Here is an 18115-nt window from a genome sequence, read left to right as displayed (position 1 = left end):
AGCCCGCTGTCGCAGGGTGCTCCCACAGAGAATCCGCACGGCACCCAACGGAGGAATTCAATGAGTCGCACAGGTATCAAGGGCAGCAGGTCCCGGGCGCTGGCTGCCGCAACCGCCGCGGCCCTGCTGGTACTCCCCCTCGTCGGCGCGACGACCGCACAGGCCCAGGGCGAGACCTCGAGATCCGCCACCACGCAGGCCGTGGCCAGCGTGGCCGGCACCTGGGCGGTGCACGTCCACATACCGGGCAGCCCGGACGTCGTGACCAACATTCACTTCACCCCGGGCGGGATCGCGTTCGCCGCCTCGTCAGGTGGTTCGGGCCCCTGGATCAAGACCAGCACCAACCACTACTCGTACCGCCTCGCGGAGCCGATGTTCGACGCGAACGGGACCTACCTCGGGCGTCTGGACGTCAAGCAGAACATCGTCGTCAGCGGCGACACCTTCACCGGTTCCGGCGAGACCAAGGTCTACGACGTGAACGACACCCTGACGGCCACGGTGCCCGTCACGGAGGACGCCACCCGGGCCTGAACCCCGGCCGGGAACGGCCCCGCCCGCGCCCCCTACGGGAGGCGCGGGCGGGGCCGTTCCGCTGTCCGCACACCCCGCGCGACATGCGGAGGACCCGGCCACGCGTCCCGAGGGACGCGCGACCGGGTCCTGGCCCGCTCGGTCAGTTGACGCTCGCCCCCTGCGGCGCGGCCTCCTGTCCCGGCGCGTCCGGCGTCACCGGCACGGCCGCCGAAGCGGCGGGGCGGCTCCACCGGCGCATGAGCGGCCGCTCGACGAGGCCGTGCAGCGCCCAGGCGAGAACCAGACTGATCGCGATCGTGAGACCGACATCCAGCAGCGCTTGTGGACCACTCCACTTCTCCATCCAGAACTCGGGATACGCGGTTCCGATCGGCCCGTAGGTGACCACCAGGAAATGAACGATGTAGAAGGCGTACGACACTTCGCCCAGCCAGACCATGACCCGGCCGCCGAACGGAGTGCGCCGGCCCCGCTGGTCCGCGGTGGCGGCGGAGGCGATCAGCAGCGCCAGCGGCAGCGCGGTCGGCGCCACCCGGCCGTACTCGCCCGGCAGTTGGGACGCGAGCGCGAACGCGGCGACGGTGAGGAGCAGCGACCAGCGGAGGCCGAGGTTGATCCAGCGTCGGGTCAGCACGACGCGGGCGATCAGCATGCCCAGCACGAACTCGAGGAGCCGGGTGAGGGGGAAGTAGTAGACGAACCAGTACTTCCACCAGGGGATGGGATCGAACTGCATGCGCGGGGCGTTGGGAAGCAGTTCGGCGAGGAACGGCACCGCGATGATCGCCAGTGTGACGGCGCCCACCCAGCGCCACAGGCGGGCCGGCTCGATGCGCCGGATGAGCAGCAGCAACCAGGGGAACGCCAGATAGAAGAGCACCTCACAGGCGAGCGACCAGCTGGGGGTGTTGGTGCCCGGGCCCTGGATGACGTCGAAGTCCGGTATCCAGCTCTGCACCAGGAACATGGTGGGTACGGTGTTGGCGACCGTGACGGCTATGCCCGCGTACAGCATCAGAAGCACCGTGGCCGTCAGCGCGACCAGGTGATTGGGGAAGATCTTCACCAGCCGGCGGCGCCAGAACCGCATGCGGGTGTCTCCGGGCCGGGCCACCCAGGTGAGCACGAAGCCACTGAGGATGAAGAAGAAGGAGACTCCCTTGTTGCCGGCGCCGAACAGGTACTGCGAATAGCTCTCCCCGGAGCCCCCCATGCGTACGAGCAGGAATCCGCCCGCGTGCGACAGCACCACCAGGAGCGCGGCGACGAAACGGAGACCGGTGAGCGAGGGGAGCCGGGACTGTTCTCCGGCCCCGGTGGACGGGACATGTGACGCTGACATGGAGCGCCTCCTTCACTGCCGAGCGTCGTTGGGTTGGCCGGCGTCCGACATGGTGGGCGGAAAGCCGGAGCCACAACGTCCCCCAGCACTGTGGATAGCTGCTCGAATATCTGTGGAGTCGCCCGGCCGGACCCCTGCGCCTCCCGGCGCACACGCCGGAGGCCGCCCACCAGGTCGGTGGGCGGCCGCGGGTCCGGCCGTTCAGACGGCGAGCTCCTCCACTCCGGCGGCCGGCGCCGTCTCTCCCCGGTTCACCGACCTGGGCAGCGCGAACATCAACGCGAAGACCAGCGCCAGGCCACCGGCCACCCACCACAGGGCGTGGGTGAAGGCGTCGGAGAAGACGTCGCCGACGGGCCGGCGGGCCTCCCGGCCGGAGTCGACGACGGAGAAGAACACCACGGCGACGAGGCCGAGGCCCAGTGCCAGTCCGAGCTGGTTGATGGTGTTGATGAGCCCGGAGGCCGAGCCCGCGTGTTCCGTGGGCACCTCCGACAGCACGGCGTCCGTGATGGGGGCGATGATCAGGCCCATGCCGAGCCCCATCACCACCAGCGGCGGCAGCATCTGCCAGGAGGTGATGGCGCTGCCGTGCTGATCGGCCGCCCAGATGTACAGCAGCACGCCGACGAGCTTGACGAGAGCTCCGGCCTGCAACACCTTCCGCCCGAACCGCGGCACGAGCATCTGCACGGACACACCCGCGGAGACCGAGGCGGCGACCGAGAAGGGCACACCGGTGAGACCGGCGTGCAGCGGGGACCAGCCGAGGCCGAGCTGCATGTACAGGGTCCAGATCAGGAAGAAGATCCCGGAGATCACCCCGTACGTGAGCTGGACGCCGATGCCGGCCGCGAAGCTCTTCACCTTGAACAGCGACAGCTCGACCAGCGGTGAGCCGTCCCGCGTCTTCTTGTCACGCTCGTACCAGACGAAGACGACGAACACGAGCACGGCGGCGCCCATCGAGAGGAAGCCCCACAGCGGCCAGCCCAGCTCCCTGCCCTGCATCAGCGGGTAGAGGAGCAGCAGCAGTCCGACGCTGGCCAGCGCCACGCCGACCAGGTCGAGGCGGAGCGCCTGCGGTGCCCGGGACTCGCTGATGTAGCGCCGTCCGAGCACGAGGCCGGCGATGCCGACCGGCAGGTTGACCAGGAAGATCGGACGCCATTCCAGGCCGAAGAGGTTCCACTCGGTGAGCAGCGCGCCGATCATGGGACCGGCGACGGCGCCGAGGCCGATCATCGCGCCGAACATGCCGAAGACCTTGCCGCGCTCCTCCGCGGGGAAGGTGACGTGAATGATCGACAGCACCTGCGGCACCATCAGGGCGGCCATCGCCCCTTGCAGGAAGCGTGCGACGACCAGGGTCTCCGGCCCGGGCGCGAGACCGCAGACGGCGGAGACGACCGTGAAGCCGGCCATCCCGATGAGGAACAGCCGCTTGCGGCCGTAGATGTCACCGAGCCTGCCGCCCGTGATCAGGCCGATGGCGAAGGCCAGGGCATACCCGGCGGTGATCCACTGGATCGAACTGAACGAGGCACCCAGGTCCTCCTCGATGCGTGGCACGGCGACGTTGACGATCGTTACGTCCACCAGGTCCAGGAAGGACGCGGTCATCACCACGGCCAGAGCCAACCACCTTCGGCGGTCGGCCACTGGGCCGACAGATTCGTCGGAAGCGGAATCCATGAGGCCTCTTCCCCTAGGAATGCAGAGACAGATATCAGGACGGAAGCGTTCCGCACTGCCCTCGACTCCGGCTCGGCGCAGCGTGGAGCAGGCCTTCGCGGGCGCCGTTCCGGCGGCGCCACCTGGTGGGGGGCCTCGGCCCATCAGGGATTGAGCGATCCGCGACCACGCCCCCACAAGCTGCGTGCGCGGTGCGGCTCCGCCCTCGCGGCAACGCCGAGCCACCGGGACGCACGGCACGGTGGTCGTCGCTCCCGCGACGGCCCCGCGAGGCTCTGAGGAGGGCTCTGATGAAAGCACTCGTGTTGGCCGGAGGCCTGGGCAGCCGGCTGCGCCCGTTCAGTCACTCCATGCCGAAGCAACTCATCCCGATCGCCAACAAACCGGTGCTCGCCCATGTGATGGACCAGCTGCGGGACATGGGCGTCACCCAGGTCGGGATCGTGGTGGGCAACCGAAGCGAGGACATCGTCTCGGCGCTCGGCGACGGCTCGGCGCTGGGCGTCCGGATCACCTACATCCCGCAGGACGAACCCCTGGGGCTGGCCCACTGCGTCCGCATCGCCCGTGGCTTCCTCGGCGAGGACGACGACTTCGTGATGGTCCTCGGCGACAACATGCTCGCCGACGGCGCGGCCGACCTGGCGGAGGACTTCCGCACCCGCCGCCCGGCGGCCCAGGTCGTGGTGCGCAAGGTCGCCGATCCGCGGGAGTTCGGCGTCGCGGAGGTCGATGAGAACGGCCGTGTACTGCGGCTCGTGGAGAAGCCCGAGTTCCCCCGGAGCGATCTGGCGGTGATCGGCCTCTACTTCTTCACCCCGGCCATCCACGAGGCGGTGGCCGCCATCGAGCCGAGCGCGCGGGGCGAACTGGAGATCACCGACGCGCTGCAGTGGCTGATCACCTCGGGGGCCGACGTCCAGGCCCGGGTCTACCCGGGTTTCTGGAAGGACACCGGCCGGGTCGAGGACGTCCTGGACTGCAACCGCAATCTCCTGGACCGCCTCGACCGGTCGGTGCTGGGCGAGGTCGACGAGAGCAGCGAACTGATCGGGGCGGTCGTGGTCGAGCCCGGCGCGCGTGTGGTGCGTTCACGCGTCGTCGGGCCGGCGATCATCGGCGCCGGTTCCGTGGTGGCGGACAGCTATGTCGGCCCGCACACCTCCATCGGCCGTGACTGCCGGCTCAGCGCGGCGGGGGTGGAGTACTCGATCATGCTGGACGGCGCCGCCGTCGACCGGGTGAGCGGCGTCAAGGGTTCCCTGATCGGCCGCGACGCCACCGTGAGCTCGGCCGTGCTCGACGACCACTACCGGCTGGTGGTCGGCGACCACTCCAGCGTGGAGGTCGCCGCCTGACGCATGCCGGACGGCCGGTCACCGCTTCGCGGCTGACCGGCCGTCCGGCATGTTCGGGTGCGGGCCGCGTGCCGTGCTCAGGCGCGCGGGCGCTCCCTGACCGGGACCCACAGGGCGGCCGCCAGGCCGGCGAGGGCGCAGAGCCCGGCGCCGGTGAGCGCGAGGCCGTAGCCGGAGGCGAGGGCGACGGCGTGCGGGGTGCCGGCGGCGGCCTCGCTGTCGATGCGGGCGGCGGAGAGCGCCGCCAGGGTCACCAGGCCTGCCGCGCTGCCGAGTTGGCGGGTGGTGTTGAGCAGCCCCGAGGCGAGGCCCGCCTGTTCCGGAGGCAGTCCGGCGGTGGCGGCGTTGGTGGTCGCGTTGAGGACCGCGCCCATACCGAGGCCGAGCAGGATCTCCGGGGCCAGTACGTCGCTCACGTAGCCGGCGCCGACGGCCAGCCGCGACAGCCAGAGCAGTCCGACGGCGGACAGGGCGAGCCCCGCGAGGAGGACCGGCCGCGGCCCGGTGCGGGGCACGAGGCGCGCGATGCCCCAGCCACCGAGCGCGATCCCGACGGACAGGGGCAGATAGCTCAGGCCGGTGCGCAACGGGCTGTAGTCGAGCACCTGTTGGAGCATCAGCGTGAAGAAGTAGAAGGTACTGAAGAGGGCCGCGATCCCGAAGAAGGCGACCAGGTTGGCGGCGGCCACCGAGCGGTTGCGGAAGACACCGAGGGGCACCAGCGGCTCGGGGGCGAACTTCGCCTGGATCACCAGGAACGTTCCGAGGAGCACGGTCCCGGCGAACATCGGGCCGAGGACGTGTCCCGAACCCCAGCCGTGCCCGGGGGACTCGGACGTCCCGTACACGACGGCCATGAGACCGAGGGTGACGGTGACGGCGCCCGGCAGGTCGAGCCGACGGCGGATTCCGGGGCGCCGGGTCTCGGGGACCGCCCAGCGGACCAGTGCGCACAGGGCCAGTCCTATGGGGACGTTGATCAGCAGGATCCAGCGCCAGGAGAACCACTGGGTGATCACTCCTCCGGCCAGCACGCCGACCGCGCCCGCCGTCCCCGAGACGGCGCTCCACCAGCCGAACGCCTTGGCCCGCGCGGCCGGTTCGGTGAAGGTCGTGCCGAGCACGGTGAGCGTGGCGGGTGCCATGACCGCGGCACCGAGCCCTTGGAGGGCGCGGGCCAGGATCAGGGTCGTCGGACTGTCGGCCGCCCCGCCGACCAGGCTGGCGAGGGTGAACAGGCCCACCCCGCCCAGAAAGATCCGGCGTTGCCCGAACAGGTCCGCGAGGCGCCCGCCGAGCAACAGGAAGCCGCAGACCACCACGGTGTAGGCGTTGTTGACGAGCTGGAGGTTGTGCGGGTCGAAGCCGAGGTCGTCGGAGATGACGGGCAGCGCCACATTCACCACCGACGCGTCGAGCACGTTCATGAACTGCCCGAGGCAGCAGGCGAACAGCACAAGTCCGAGTCGGGGAGCGGCCCTCGGCGAAGGTCCCGGTGTGCGGTGCGTGCGCGTAGTCATGGTCATACGGGCACGCTGCGCCGGTGCGGCGGACCGCGCGTCGAGGGCGCACGGAGCCCCGCTCGACCCGGGGCGTCGAGAGGCACTCCACCGCCGCTGCAGGACCTCTCGCCACAGTCCCAAGGCGTGTCTCCGCACGGCCGGCCGACATTCCCCGAGGAGAGCCCACGATGGCCAAGATCACCTACCAGCATCCGAACGGAACCGTCACCGTCGTCGACGTAGAAGCGCCCAACACGGTCATGCGCGGCGCGAAACTCAACAACGTCGACGGCATCGAGGCCCAGTGCGGCGGTTCCGCCCAGTGCGGCACCTGCCATGTCTACGTGGACGAGGCGAGCACCGTCGTACTGCCCGAGATGGACCCCGTCGAGGACGACGTCCTCTACGGCACGGCGTGCGAACGTACCGAGCACAGCAGGCTGAGCTGCCAGCTGCCGGTCACCGAGGCCCTCGACGGGCTGCTGGTGCACCTGCCCGAGGCGCAGAGCTGATGGCCGCGCCCGCCGTGGTCGTGGTCGGCGCCGGTCAGGCCGGGGTGGAGACGGCGGCCGCCCTGCGCGGCCGGGGCTTCACCGGCCGCATCACTCTGATCGGCGACGAACCCCCGTGGGCCGGCTACCGGCCACCGCTGTCGAAGGGGTACCTCGCCGGCGCGGCGCCCGCCGAGGACATGGCCCTGCGTCCCGCCTCGTTCTTCGCCGAGCGGGACATCGAGATCAGGGTCGGGGACCGCGCGACCTCCGTCGACCCGGAGCGCCGCACCGTGACGCTGAGGTCGGGACTGCGGGTGCCGTACGACCGTCTGGTCCTCGCCACCGGCTCCCGGCCCCGCCAACTCCCCGTACCAGGCGCGTCGTTGGGCGGCGTGCTCACCCTGCGCTCGCGGGCCGACGCCGACGAGCTGCGCGCGCGGCTGAGCGATCCGCCACGCCGGCTGGTGGTGGTCGGCGCCGGGTTCATCGGCCTGGAGGTCGCCGCCACCGCGCGCGGTCTCGGCCACGAGGTGACGGTGGTGGACGTCCAGCGGCGGGCCCTGGCCAGGGCCCTCACCCCGGTGCTGTCGTCGAGGGTCGTCGCCGAGCACCGCGCCCACGGGGTGCGGGTGCTGCTCGGCCGCGAGGTCACGGCCCTGCACGGCGACACCGAAGGACAGGTCCAGATCATGGAGCTGGACGGCGGTGAACGCATCGCCGCCGATCTGGCCGTGATCGGGGTCGGGGTGCTGCCCCACACCGACCTGGCCCTGACCGCCGACCTGATGGTCGGCGACGGGATCGTGGTGGACGAGCGGCTGCGCACCAGCGACCCCGACATCTACGCACTCGGCGACTGCGCCCGCTTCCCCAGCCCGCGCGCCGGGCGCCACCTGCGCATCGAGTCGGTGCAGAACGCGTCCGACCAGGCGAAGTGCGTGGCCGCCGGGATCTGCGACGAGCCGTTCGCCTACACCTCCGTGCCCTGGTTCTGGTCCGAGCAGTACGGGCTGCGGATGCAGCTGGCGGGACTCACGGCGGGCCACGACGAGGTGGTCACGAGCGGCGACGTGGAGGGCGGACGGTTCTCCGTCTTCTCCTTCCGCGCCGGCCGGCTGATCGGCGTGGAGTCGGTGAACCGGCCCGCGGACCACGGCATCTCACGTCGGCTCCTCGCCTCGGACACCACCCTGACCCCGGACGAGGTACGCGCGCCCGGATTCGACCTGAAGAAGCTCCCCCGTACGTCCCCCACGGAGAGGGTCGCCGTCCGCACCTGAGACCAGATCCGCGCCCGCGCGTGGGGAACACACCCGGGATCCCGCCGCCGCACTCACCGCCTCGCGCGGGGTGCGGCGGCTTCACTCTGCTCCCCCCCACACACACAGACCTCGGTACGCCTGCGGTCCCGTCCCCTTCCGAGAGGGGACGGGACCGCGCGGGGCCGGCGGACTCACTGCCCCCGGACGACCGGCAGGCTGGTCAGGGTGTGGTTGATCTCCCCCTTGTGCCACGGCAGTTCGCTCTCGGGGACCGCGAGCCGCAGATCCGGGAAGCGGCGCACCAGGCCCTCGATGGCGATCTCCATCTCCATCCGCCCCAGGTGCTTGCCGAGGCAGTAGTGCATCCCGTGGCCGAAGGAGATGTGCGGGTTGCGCTCCCGAGTCAGGTCGAGCCGGTCGGGGTCGGGGAAGACCTCCGCGTCCCGGTTGGCCGACGCGAGCGAGAGGAGCACGGCGTCACCCTTGGCTATCGTCACGCCGCCGACCTCGATGTCCTCGGCCGCGATACGCGGGAATCCGGAGGTGTCGGTCGCGAACAGGTTGACGTGGCGCAGGAGTTCCTCGACGGCCCTCGGGATCCGGGAGCGGTCCTCGACGAGGTGGCGCCACTGGTCCTGGTGGTCCACGAGGAGGGCCAGGACGGAGTTGGCCAGCTGGTTGGCGGTGGTGTCGAAGCCGGCGCCGATCAGCGTGAACCCGAAGGTGACCAGCTCGGGCTCGCTGAGCCGGTCGTTGTCGTCGCGGGCCGCGATCAGCTCGGACAGCATGTCGTCGGCGGGATTGGCGCGCTTGTCGGCGATGAGCCCGACGATGTACTCGCTGAGCTTGCCGAGCGCGTGCAGCGACTCCTCGCCGCCGGCCCGGTCGTCGACCGTGGCGAAGGCGCGCGCCCACTGCTCGAACTCCCGCAGGTCCTGAGCCGGTACGCCCAGGAGCTCCCCGATGACGGTCAGCGGGAGCGGCACCGCGAGCTGCTGCACGAGGTCCACGACCCCGTCCTTGGCCGCCATGTCGTCGAGGAGTTCGTCGGTGACCTTCTGGACGTTCTCCCGCATCCGCTCGACCCGCCGCATGGTGAACGCGCCGGCCACCAGTTTCCGCAGCCGGGAGTGCTCCGGCGCGTCGAGCGAGATGATCATCTCCGGCGTGGTGTGCATCGTGCCGCCCACGCGGGGGGCGCCTTCGCCACAGGCCTGCGCCCGGCTGAGCCGGGGGTCGGCGGAGAGTCGCCGCACGTCCTCGTAACGGGTGATCAGCCAGGCGTCCACACCTCCCGCGGTGGGCACCTTCACCACCGGCTGCTCGGCGCGCAGGGCGGCGTACGCCGGGGCGGGGCCACGGTAACTGGAACCGCTGAAGGGGAACACGCCCGCCACCGGGCAGCCGGCGCCCTGGGGCGCCGTCTCCTGGCTGGCTGTCTCCTGGGTGACTGTCACGATAGATCCTCCGCTTGGGACGTTACGGGTCGGAGCTCACCGTACGGAGGACCGATCGAGGCCAAGTCGCCCTGAACTAGAGCAAGTTGAGGCGCCACGCCGCACATGGCGAAGGGGGCGTCCATGGTGCCGGACGCCCCCTTCGCCGAGCGGTGCGGATCATCCCTCCGGGCCGAGCAGCACCGCGGAGTAGTTCTTGCGGGCGGCGGTGTCGTACTGCAGCGCCACATGGCTCGTCGCCGATGTGATGTCCCGCCAGAAGCGCTGGAGCGTGTGCCCCTCACCGAGGCCGCCGGTCCCGGCCGCGCCCACGAGGAGGGCCACGGCCTCGCGCAGGATCTCGGCGGCGAAGGTGGCGTTCCGTTCGTTGCGCGCCATGGGCTCGGGGGTGAAGAGGCGCTGGTCGAGGACCTGGGCGTTCTCCATGACGAGGTGGCGCGCGGCGTCGATGCGGCCGGAGGCACGTACGACGGTCAGCTCGGCGGTCTGGTTGCGCCGGCGCCCCTGGATCGATCCCGTACAGGCGGCCAGCGCGCCGGTGGCGGCGCCGACGACGGGGGCGATGAAGGTCAGTCCACCCACCGCCTGGAAGGGCACGTTGTGCGCGGACACGCGCGAGGCGCCGTTGCGGCCGGTGAGCATGTCGGTACGGTCGAAGGTCAGATGCGCCGGCACGAACACGTCGTCGACCACGACCGTGTGGCTGCCGGTGGCCCGCATCCCGATGCTGTCCCAGGTCTCGCGCACGGTGTACGTGCCCCGTGGCAGGGTGAAGAAGCGCAGTTGCGGCGGTCCCTCACCGCCCGCGACCGCCGCGCAGACCATCACCCAGTCGGCGAAGTCGACGGCGCTGACGTAGGACCACTCACCGGTGACCCGCCAGCCGCCGTCGGCCGGCCTGGCCCGCCCGGCGGGCATCAGACCGGTCGCGACGACGGTGTCGGGCCCCGCGCCCCACAGCTCCTGGTGCCCCTGCTCGGGCAGGTGCGAGGCGAAGCGGGCCGAGTACGCGGCGAGCGAGGCACACCAGGCCGAGGCGGCACAGCCCTCGCCGACGGACATGACGGCCCGGGTCAGGTCCGCGAACGAGCCCTCCGTGCCGCCGAACCGCGCGGCCACGAAATGCCGGGCGAACCCGGCCTCCCGTATCGCGTCGGTGACCTCGCGGGACAGGCTGCGGCCCGTGTCCGCGTCCGCCGCGTGGCGGGCCGCGAGCGGGCGTATTCCGTCGGCGGCGGCGACGAGCCCGGTGGCGGGGACCACCGGGGCGGCGTCGGGAGCGGCGAGGACGCCGAGGTCGACGCTCACGATCCGGAGCCGTTCGTGAGGGCGCGGGCGAAGCGCTCCAGCGTCTCGCCGGGGCTCGGCCCGTCGAGCGCCTTGAAGATGCGCTCGGCGCCGGGACCGTGCCGGTCCAGCTTGACGTGGGCGAGCGAGACACGGGTGTGTCCCGCGTCGACGGCCTCGAAGTCGACCTCGATCTCGCTGGCGCCGTCGTCGGTGGGGATGGACTGCCAGTTGGGGTCGATCCGCCAGGTCATGACGACGCGGCGGCCCGGCACCCACTCCAGTACGCGGCCCCAGGCGATCTCGGTGCCTTCCACGTCCCACTCGTAGTAGCGCCCGCCGACGCCCGCCTCGAAGGCGAGGCCGGCCCGCTCCTTGCGCACCAGGATGTGGCTCGGCGGCCACCAGTCCGCCGGGCGTTCGGTGAAGACCTTGAAGCACTCGTCGGGCGTCGCCGCCACGGTCACCGACTTCCTGACGTCGGGCAGGGTCTGCGTCTGCTCGGGCACGGGGCCTCCTCGCTCCGGCCAGGTATCCGCCCGGCCACGGCATCGAATGCACCCAAGCTGACGGCCCTCGCTAGGCCCCGTGTCGAGTACGGCTCGAACAGCCGGCCTCCACCGCGGCTCCACCCGGGGGCGAGAAACCCGCAAGGTCACGGGCCCACCGTCGAGCCGACGTGGACCGGATCGACACGAGCGATGGGGAGAGCACGATGACAGACGCGGGACGACGAGTGGCCTTCGTCACCGGGGCGACCAGCGGGATCGGCCTGGCCGTGACCGAGCTGCTGGCCCGGCAGGGCGTCGCGGTGTTCGGTGTGGCGCGGGACGCGGAGAACGTCGCCGCCATGGTCAAGGCGCAGCGCGAGCAGGGCCACGAGGTGGCCGGCACGGTGTGCGACGTGACGTCCGTGACGCAGATCCAGCAGGCCGTGGCCGCCGCGGTGGCCGAGTACGGCCGCATCGACATCCTCGTCAACAACGCGGGCCGCGGCGGCGGCGGGGTGACCGCGGAGCTGCCCGACGCGCTCTGGGACGACGTGATCGAGACCAACCTGAACGGCACCTTCCGTGTCACCCGGGAAGTGCTCAGCACGGGCCTGATGCGCGAGGGCTCCTGGGGACGGATCATCAACATCGCCTCCACCGGCGGCAAGCAGGGCGTCGAGCTCGCCGCGCCCTACTCCGCCTCCAAACACGGAGTGATCGGCTTCACCAAGGCCGTCGGCAAGGAGCTCGCCGCGACCGGCATCACCGTGAACGCCGTCTGCCCCGGATACGTCGAGACGCCCATGGCCCAGCGCGTGCGGCAGGGCTACGCGGGCCACTACGGAGTGAGCGAGCAGGAGATCCAGGAGAAGTTCAACGCCAAGATCCCGCTCGGCCGCTATTCCACACCCGAGGAGGTCGCCGGGCTCGTCGGCTACCTCGCGTCGGACCCGGCCGGATCCATCACCGCCCAGGCCATGAACGTCTGCGGTGGGCTCGGCAACTACTGATGGCCCCGGTGCCGCGGATCCCGACGACGCCCGCGACGGCCCTGACGACGAGCAGAAACGGAGTACCTGACATGACTGCTGTGACCTCCGGCGCAACTCTGGCCGAACCCGACGTGGCCGCCTTCCGGGCCGCGATGGGCCGATTCCCGACGGGCGTCACCCTGCTCACCCAGGGAAGCGGCGACGAGACCATCGTGATGACCCTGAACAGCCTCACCTCGGTCTCGCTCGACCCGCTGCTGATCCTCGTGTCCGTCAAGGCCTCCGGCCGGATGCGCCCGCGGATATCGCAGGCGGGCAGCTTCGCCGTGAACGTGCTCGCCGAGTCCCAGCTGGATCTGGCGCTGGAGTTCTGCCGGCCCGACCGGCCGGAGGGCCGCGCCGCGATGCTGCGCCTCGGTGCCGAGGAGGGCCTCACCGGCAACGCCGTGCTGCCCGCGTCGGAGACGTACGTCGAGTGCGTGCTGGACGCGGAGTACACGGCCGGCGACCACACGCTGCTGATCGGCCGGGTCGTCGCTCTGTCCGGCGGAGCGTCCGAGCCGGACCCGCTCCTGTTCCACCAGGGCAAGTTCGGCCGTCTGTCACCCGCCTCGTCCACCGAGCAGCGGGAGGCGGCCGCGTGAGTGCGACAACCGCGTCCTCGGTGGCGGCGCCGGGCACCCTGCACCAGGTCGCCGACGGGGTGTACGCGTTCGTCCAGCCTGAGGGCGGCTGGTGCCTGAACAACGCCGGCCTCGTCGCCGGCGGCGGCCAGGCGGCCCTGGTCGACACGGCGGCGACCGAATCCCGCACCCGTCGGCTGCGGGAGGAGGTGGAGCGCGTCGTGCCGGGCGGCCCGGACTATGTCGTGAACACCCACTTCCACGGCGACCACACCTTCGGCAACGGACAGTTCGCGCCGCGCGCGGCCGTTGTGGCGCACGCGGGCACGCGGTCCGACACGCAGGAGGCGGGCCTCGGCCTGCGCCACCTGTGGCCGGACGTCGAGTGGGGCGAGACCCCACTGACCCTGCCCACGCTCACCTTCCGGGACGAGCTGACCCTGCACGCGGACGGTGGTCTGCGCACCGAGCTCCTCCACGTGGGCCCCGCCCACACCGCGAACGACGTGATCGCGTGGGTGCCGGAGCGCGGCGTGCTGTTCACCGGTGACGTGGTGTGGTCGGGGGTGACCCCGTACATCCTGATGGGCTCGGTCACCGGCTCGCTGCGGGCCCTGGAGCGGATGCGGGCGCTCGGTGCCTCCGTGGTCGTCCCCGGGCACGGCCCGGTCGGCGGACCTGAGCTCCTCGACGCGACGGAGTCCTACGTCCGCCGGCTCCAGGACCTCGCGCGGGACGGCCTGCGGCGCGGCGTGGGCCCGCTCCAGGCGGCCCGGGAAGCGGACCTCGGCGCGTTCGCCGGGCTCCTGGACTCCGAGCGCCTGGTCGGAAACCTGCATCGCGCGTACGCCGAACTCGAGGGCCTGGCACCGGGCGCCCGTATCGATGTCGCGGCGTCCTTCAAGGAGATGGTCGCCTTCCACGGCGCCCTGCCCTCCTGCCACGCCTGACCCCACAGCCGCCACCTCACAGACCGGAGGCCGAGACCCCGCACCGAAGAAACCGCCGTACTGAAAGGAGTCGTCGATGGAGACGATTCTGCTGGACCGCGAGACGCACGTGACAGCCCCGACGCACCTGGAGTTCCACGGGGTGCCGTGCCGGATACCTCTGCTGCTGGCCGGGGACCTCGACGACGACGGGAGCGAACCCCACATCTTCCGGAGCATCGACTGAGCCGCCGCCCAGAACGTGTCATCGGCCGGCACATGGCCGAGGGGCCCCTCGACAGGGGCCCCTCGGCCATGTGCCGGATCTCCGTGCTCGGGCCGGTTCCGTGTACGGGCCGGTCAGGAGGCCGCGGGAGCGGCGGGGCTGTCGCGGTGGATGACGCGGGAGCGGGTCAGCAGCCCGCCGTCGCGGCGCACGAGCACGTCGTCGACGGTGAACGTCGGCTGGAAGGAGACCTTCCCTTCGCGGTCGGTCTGGGTGACCAGCGTGTAGTACGAGACCCGGATGGTGTCCTCGTCCTGGGGGTCGGCCTCTATGAGGAGGTGGCCGAACCAGTGGCGCACGGCGATGTCCTTGTAGCGCGGCAGGTTGGCGCGCATCCCGGCGATCATCTCCGCACGGCCGCTCTGGCGCTGACCGCCCGCGTGGACGACCTCCCCGTCGTCGGTGAACGTGTCGGCGAAGCCCTCGATGTCCAGGGCGTCGACCCGTCGCATCTGCTGGGCGTAGAACGTCTGCACCTCGGCGTACAGGTCACCCGTGACCTGCTGACGGAGGGTCCCGACGGACTGAGACATGGCGAACTCCCTTCGGGGCGGCCCTTCCGGCCGCCCGTCGTCGGCATCAGCCTGCCGGGCGCGGCTGCAGCGTCACTGGAGAGGCGCTCGCGGTGACCGGCCGGCGCCCCTGGCCAGCACGGTGAGTGAAATGGCAGGATCGCCCGCATGTCCAAGGCCCTCCCCCATATCAGCAGGCGCCGAGCCCTGGAGGGCTCGGCCGCCACACTCGTGGTCCTCGGGCTGCTCCTGTGGTGGCTGCTGCCGCTGGACGACGGGAGGCCAGGGGGCAGCGTGACCTTCAGTACGGGCCAGCGGACCGGGGTGTACGAGCGCTACGGCAACCTCCTCAAGACCGCGCTCGGCCACGACCTGCCGGACCTCGACGTGCGCCTGACGAACAGCGAGGGGTCCCAGGAGAACGTCGAGCGGGTCGCCACGGGGAAGGCCGATTTCACGATCGCGGCCGCCGACGCCGTGGAGAAGTACAAGCTTCAGGGCGGCGCCGGAGGGGACCGGCTGCGCGGCTGCGCCCGCCTCTACGACGACTACGTGCAGCTGGTCGTGCCCCGCTCGTCGTCGATCAGGTCGGTCGAGGACCTGCGCGGCCTCCGGGTCGCCGTGGGCGGCAGGGGCTCCGGGGTACGGCTCATCGCGGAGCGTGTGGCCGAGGCCGCCGGTCTCGACCTGGACAAGGACATGAAGCCGGTCTCCACGGGGATCGACGGCATGCCCCAGGCGCTCAAGGCCGGTGAGATCGACGCCTTCTTCTGGTCGGGCGGCCTGCCGACGACCCATGTGCGCAAGCTGTCGGAGAACTACCCCATCCGTCTCGTCGAGCTCGGCAACCTCGTCGACGCGCTGCACAAGCAGGGCGGCGCGTCCCGCTACTACCGGGCCGCAGTGATGCCCGCGGACGCCTATCCGGACGCGCAGCAGGGTGTCTCGGTGCCCACACTGGCCGTGGCGAACCTGCTGGTCACCACGGACCGTGCGGACCCCCGCCTCACGGAGGCGCTGACGCGCACGGTGATAGACAGCCGCGACCGCATCGGCACGCAGGTGCACGCGGCGCAGCTCGTGGACCTGCGGACGGCGCTCTACACGGATCCGCTGGCGCTGCACGAGGGCGCCCGCCGCTACTACCGCTCGGTGAAGCCGTAGGGCCCTGGCCCGCCGCCTCAGCCTTCCCGATGGGTCCGGGGCACCGCCACCGTCACGCGCAGCCCGTGCGGTTCGTGGAGGGCGTACGTGATGGAGCCGCCGCCCGCCGCGAGCAGCGTCCGTGAGATGGACAGGCCGAGGCCCGAGCCCTTGACGTTCTGGTGGCCGGCGCTGCGCCAGAACCGGTCGCCGATCCGGGCGAGTTCGTCCTCGCGCAGGCCCGGACCGCGGTCCGCGACCACGATCTCCGTGGACTCTCCGTTACGGGCGACGCGGACCTTCACCTCCTCGCCGGAGGGGGTGAACTTCAGAGCGTTGTCGATCACCGCGTCCAGGGCGCTCGACAGCGTCACGGGATCCGCCCAGCCGGTGACCGCGGGGCAGTCCTCGATCAGTGTGACGCCCTTCTCGTCGGCGACCGGCCGCCAGGCACCCACCCGTTCGGTCACCAGCTCGCCGATGTCCGTGAGTCGCAGGTCCGCTTCGGTGTGTTCGGCGAGGGCCAGGTCGAGGAGGTCGTCGAGGACCGAGGCGAGCCGCTTGCCCTCCGTGCGCACGGAGGCGATCTCCTCGTTCCCCTCGGGCAGTTCGAACGCCAGGAGCTCGATGCGCAGGAGCAGGGCGGCGAGCGGATTGCGCAGCTGGTGCGAGGCGTCGGCGACGAAGGCGCGCTGCTGCTCCAGGACGTCCTCGACGTTGTCGGCCATCTCGTTGAACGAGCGGGCCAGGCGCCGGAGTTCCGGCGGTCCGCCGGCCGAGGCGACGCGGGACTTCAGGCGTCCGGTGGCGATGTCGTGGGTGGTCGCGTCGAGGACGCGCACGGGCCGCAGGACCCAGCCCGTCAGCCGCAGCGCCGCGCCGACGGCCAGGAGCATCGCGGCCACCTCGCCCGCCGCGATGAGCAGCCATCCCTGGAGCGTCTGGGAGCGCATCTTGCCGGTGGGCGATTCGGTGACGACGACCGCCACGACGTCGCCGTCGCTGATGACGGGTGACGCGACGACGAGCCTGCCGCGCTGCCATGGCCACACCTGCCGGGGGTCGTGGCTGCCGCGCGAGAACAGGGCCTCGTCGAAGGCCTCGCGCACGGCTCCGTCGCGGGGCAGCTGCCAGCTGTCCGGGGCGTGCCCCATGGGATCACTGTTGCGGTAGAAGACGCCCGCGCGAATCCCGTACACCTCGTAGTAGCGGGTGAGTTCGTTCTGCAGGGTCTGCTGGCGCTCGTCCGTGACGTGTACGCGGGAACCCGTCGAGCGCTTGGTGACGAACTGGGCCAGCGCGGCAAAGCGTGCCGTGTCGTCGATGCGGTCGACGACGACCTTCTGCTGCTGGGCGGCCGCCACGCTCACGGCGAGCGGGAAGCCGAGCGCGAGCAGCACGCCCGCCATGAGGACGATGAGCAGCGGGAGGAGGCGAGCGCGCACCCGCGGCCTCTAGGCGGCCGGCGCGACGAGCCGGTACCCGACGCCGCGCACGGTCTCGATGAGGGCGGGCATGCGCAGCTTGGAGCGCAGGGACGCGACATGCACCTCCAGGGTGCGGCCCGTCCCCTCCCAACTGGTGCGCCAGACCTCGCTGATGATCTGTTCCCGGCGGAACACCACCCCGGGGCGCTGCGCGAGAAGCGCCAGGAGGTCGAACTCCTTGCGGGTCAGTTGGACAACCGAACCGTCCACGCTGACCTGGCGGGTGGGCAGTTCGATGTGCACGGACCCGAGCCGCAGACCGTCCTCGGCCGACGCGGAGGTGTCGTCCGGCACACTGCGCCGGCTGACCGCGTGGATACGGGCGAGCAGCTCCCCGGTGTCGTACGGCTTCACCACGTAGTCGTCGGCGCCGAGGTTGAGGCCGTGGATGCGGGAACGTACGTCCGCGCGCGCGGTCACCATGATCACCGGTGTCGACGTGCGCTTGCGGATCTTGCCGCACACCTCGTAGCCGTCCTGGTCGGGCAGGCCGAGATCGAGGAGTACGACTCCGAAGGCGTCCGCGTCGGGGACGAGCGCCCGGAGCGCTTCCTCGCCGCTGCGGGCGTGCCTCACGTCGAAGCCGTGCCGGGCGAGGACCGCCGACAGAGCGGCGGCGACATGGTCGTCGTCCTCGACGAGAAGCAGTCTCATCACGGCCCCCTTCGGTTCATCGGTCGTTCGGTCCCGGCACGCGGGCAGGCGCTGTCCCGTG

Annotated in this window: 18 protein-coding genes; 9 read left to right on the top strand and 9 right to left on the bottom strand. The window is 71.4% G+C overall.

The features are described from left to right. Positions 1–60: 60 nt before the first annotated feature. The gene (locus LGI35_RS31675; RefSeq protein ID WP_227297712.1) at positions 61–537 is read left to right on the top strand and encodes a hypothetical protein; all 477 of its coding nucleotides are present in this window, start codon (positions 61–63) and stop codon (positions 535–537) included. A 142-nt stretch (positions 538–679) separates the two neighbouring features. Here the strand turns inward: LGI35_RS31675 and LGI35_RS31670 are convergent, their stop codons facing one another. Further along, positions 680–1882: an acyltransferase family protein gene (locus LGI35_RS31670; RefSeq protein ID WP_227297711.1), complete on the bottom strand. Its 1203-nt coding sequence runs from the start codon at positions 1880–1882 to the stop codon at positions 680–682. 201 nt (positions 1883–2083) lie between these two features. Continuing rightward, positions 2084–3577: an MFS transporter gene (locus LGI35_RS31665; protein WP_227297710.1), complete on the bottom strand. Its 1494-nt coding sequence runs from the start codon at positions 3575–3577 to the stop codon at positions 2084–2086. A gap of 290 nt (positions 3578–3867) precedes the next feature. On the opposite strand from LGI35_RS31665, the gene LGI35_RS31660 reads away from it, so the two are divergent. Continuing rightward, positions 3868–4935 (top strand): glucose-1-phosphate thymidylyltransferase, encoded by a 1068-nt coding sequence (locus LGI35_RS31660; protein WP_227297709.1) that lies wholly within the window; start codon positions 3868–3870, stop codon positions 4933–4935. Between the two features lie 77 nt (positions 4936–5012). Here the strand turns inward: LGI35_RS31660 and LGI35_RS31655 are convergent, their stop codons facing one another. Continuing rightward, positions 5013–6461: an MFS transporter gene (locus tag LGI35_RS31655; RefSeq protein WP_227297708.1), complete on the bottom strand. Its 1449-nt coding sequence runs from the start codon at positions 6459–6461 to the stop codon at positions 5013–5015. 164 nt (positions 6462–6625) lie between these two features. Here LGI35_RS31655 and LGI35_RS31650 point away from each other — a divergent pair, with 164 nt between their 5' ends. Continuing rightward, positions 6626–6949: a 2Fe-2S iron-sulfur cluster-binding protein gene (locus tag LGI35_RS31650; protein WP_227297707.1), complete on the top strand. Its 324-nt coding sequence runs from the start codon at positions 6626–6628 to the stop codon at positions 6947–6949. Beyond that, positions 6949–8211: an NAD(P)/FAD-dependent oxidoreductase gene (locus tag LGI35_RS31645; protein ID WP_227297706.1), complete on the top strand. Its 1263-nt coding sequence runs from the start codon at positions 6949–6951 to the stop codon at positions 8209–8211. Before LGI35_RS31650 ends, LGI35_RS31645 begins: the two co-directional genes overlap by 1 nt. Before the next feature lie 173 nt (positions 8212–8384). Here LGI35_RS31645 and LGI35_RS31640 read toward each other — a convergent pair whose 3' ends face one another. From LGI35_RS31640 to LGI35_RS31630, 3 genes are all read right to left on the bottom strand, one after another. Then, complete coding sequence (locus LGI35_RS31640) at positions 8385–9650, bottom strand: cytochrome P450 (RefSeq protein ID WP_227297705.1); 1266 nt, start codon at positions 9648–9650, stop codon at positions 8385–8387. Between the two features lie 159 nt (positions 9651–9809). After that, positions 9810–10958, bottom strand: a complete 1149-nt coding sequence (locus LGI35_RS31635) for an acyl-CoA dehydrogenase family protein (protein ID WP_227297704.1) — start codon at positions 10956–10958, stop codon at positions 9810–9812. After that, on the bottom strand, positions 10955–11446 hold the full coding sequence (locus LGI35_RS31630; RefSeq protein ID WP_227297703.1) for an SRPBCC family protein: 492 nt from the start codon (positions 11444–11446) through the stop codon (positions 10955–10957). The genes LGI35_RS31635 and LGI35_RS31630 overlap by 4 nt, the downstream gene beginning before the upstream one ends. Positions 11447–11652: 206 nt before the next feature. On the opposite strand from LGI35_RS31630, the gene LGI35_RS31625 reads away from it, so the two are divergent. From LGI35_RS31625 to LGI35_RS31610, 4 genes are all read left to right on the top strand, one after another. Next, positions 11653–12438, top strand: coding sequence for an SDR family NAD(P)-dependent oxidoreductase (locus LGI35_RS31625; RefSeq protein WP_227297702.1), 786 nt, complete (start codon positions 11653–11655; stop codon positions 12436–12438). 71 nt (positions 12439–12509) lie between these two features. Further along, positions 12510–13064, top strand: coding sequence for a flavin reductase family protein (locus LGI35_RS31620; protein ID WP_227297701.1), 555 nt, complete (start codon positions 12510–12512; stop codon positions 13062–13064). Further along, entirely contained in the window at positions 13061–13993 is a 933-nt protein-coding gene (locus LGI35_RS31615) for an MBL fold metallo-hydrolase (RefSeq protein WP_227297700.1), read from the top strand. Before LGI35_RS31620 ends, LGI35_RS31615 begins: the two co-directional genes overlap by 4 nt. A 76-nt stretch (positions 13994–14069) precedes the next feature. Then, positions 14070–14219 (top strand): hypothetical protein, encoded by a 150-nt coding sequence (locus tag LGI35_RS31610; RefSeq protein ID WP_227297699.1) that lies wholly within the window; start codon positions 14070–14072, stop codon positions 14217–14219. A gap of 113 nt (positions 14220–14332) precedes the next feature. Here the strand turns inward: LGI35_RS31610 and LGI35_RS31605 are convergent, their stop codons facing one another. Continuing rightward, entirely contained in the window at positions 14333–14791 is a 459-nt protein-coding gene (locus tag LGI35_RS31605) for a nuclear transport factor 2 family protein (protein ID WP_227297698.1), read from the bottom strand. Between the two features lie 147 nt (positions 14792–14938). On the opposite strand from LGI35_RS31605, the gene LGI35_RS31600 reads away from it, so the two are divergent. Then, the gene (locus tag LGI35_RS31600) at positions 14939–15934 is read left to right on the top strand and encodes a TAXI family TRAP transporter solute-binding subunit (RefSeq protein WP_227297697.1); all 996 of its coding nucleotides are present in this window, start codon (positions 14939–14941) and stop codon (positions 15932–15934) included. A 17-nt stretch (positions 15935–15951) separates the two neighbouring features. Here the strand turns inward: LGI35_RS31600 and LGI35_RS31595 are convergent, their stop codons facing one another. Together LGI35_RS31595 and LGI35_RS31590 are read right to left on the bottom strand one after the other, a co-directional pair. Further along, positions 15952–17358, bottom strand: a complete 1407-nt coding sequence (locus LGI35_RS31595; protein WP_227297696.1) for a sensor histidine kinase — start codon at positions 17356–17358, stop codon at positions 15952–15954. Positions 17359–17367: 9 nt separating this feature from the next. Next, positions 17368–18054, bottom strand: coding sequence for a response regulator transcription factor (locus LGI35_RS31590; protein WP_227297695.1), 687 nt, complete (start codon positions 18052–18054; stop codon positions 17368–17370). Positions 18055–18115 lie beyond the last annotated feature (61 nt).

The organism is Streptomyces longhuiensis, from assembly GCF_020616555.1.
GTDB classification, from domain to species: domain Bacteria; phylum Actinomycetota; class Actinomycetes; order Streptomycetales; family Streptomycetaceae; genus Streptomyces; species Streptomyces longhuiensis.
Note: the sequence above shows the minus strand (reverse complement) of the source record. Positions and strands in the feature narration are given on the sequence as shown.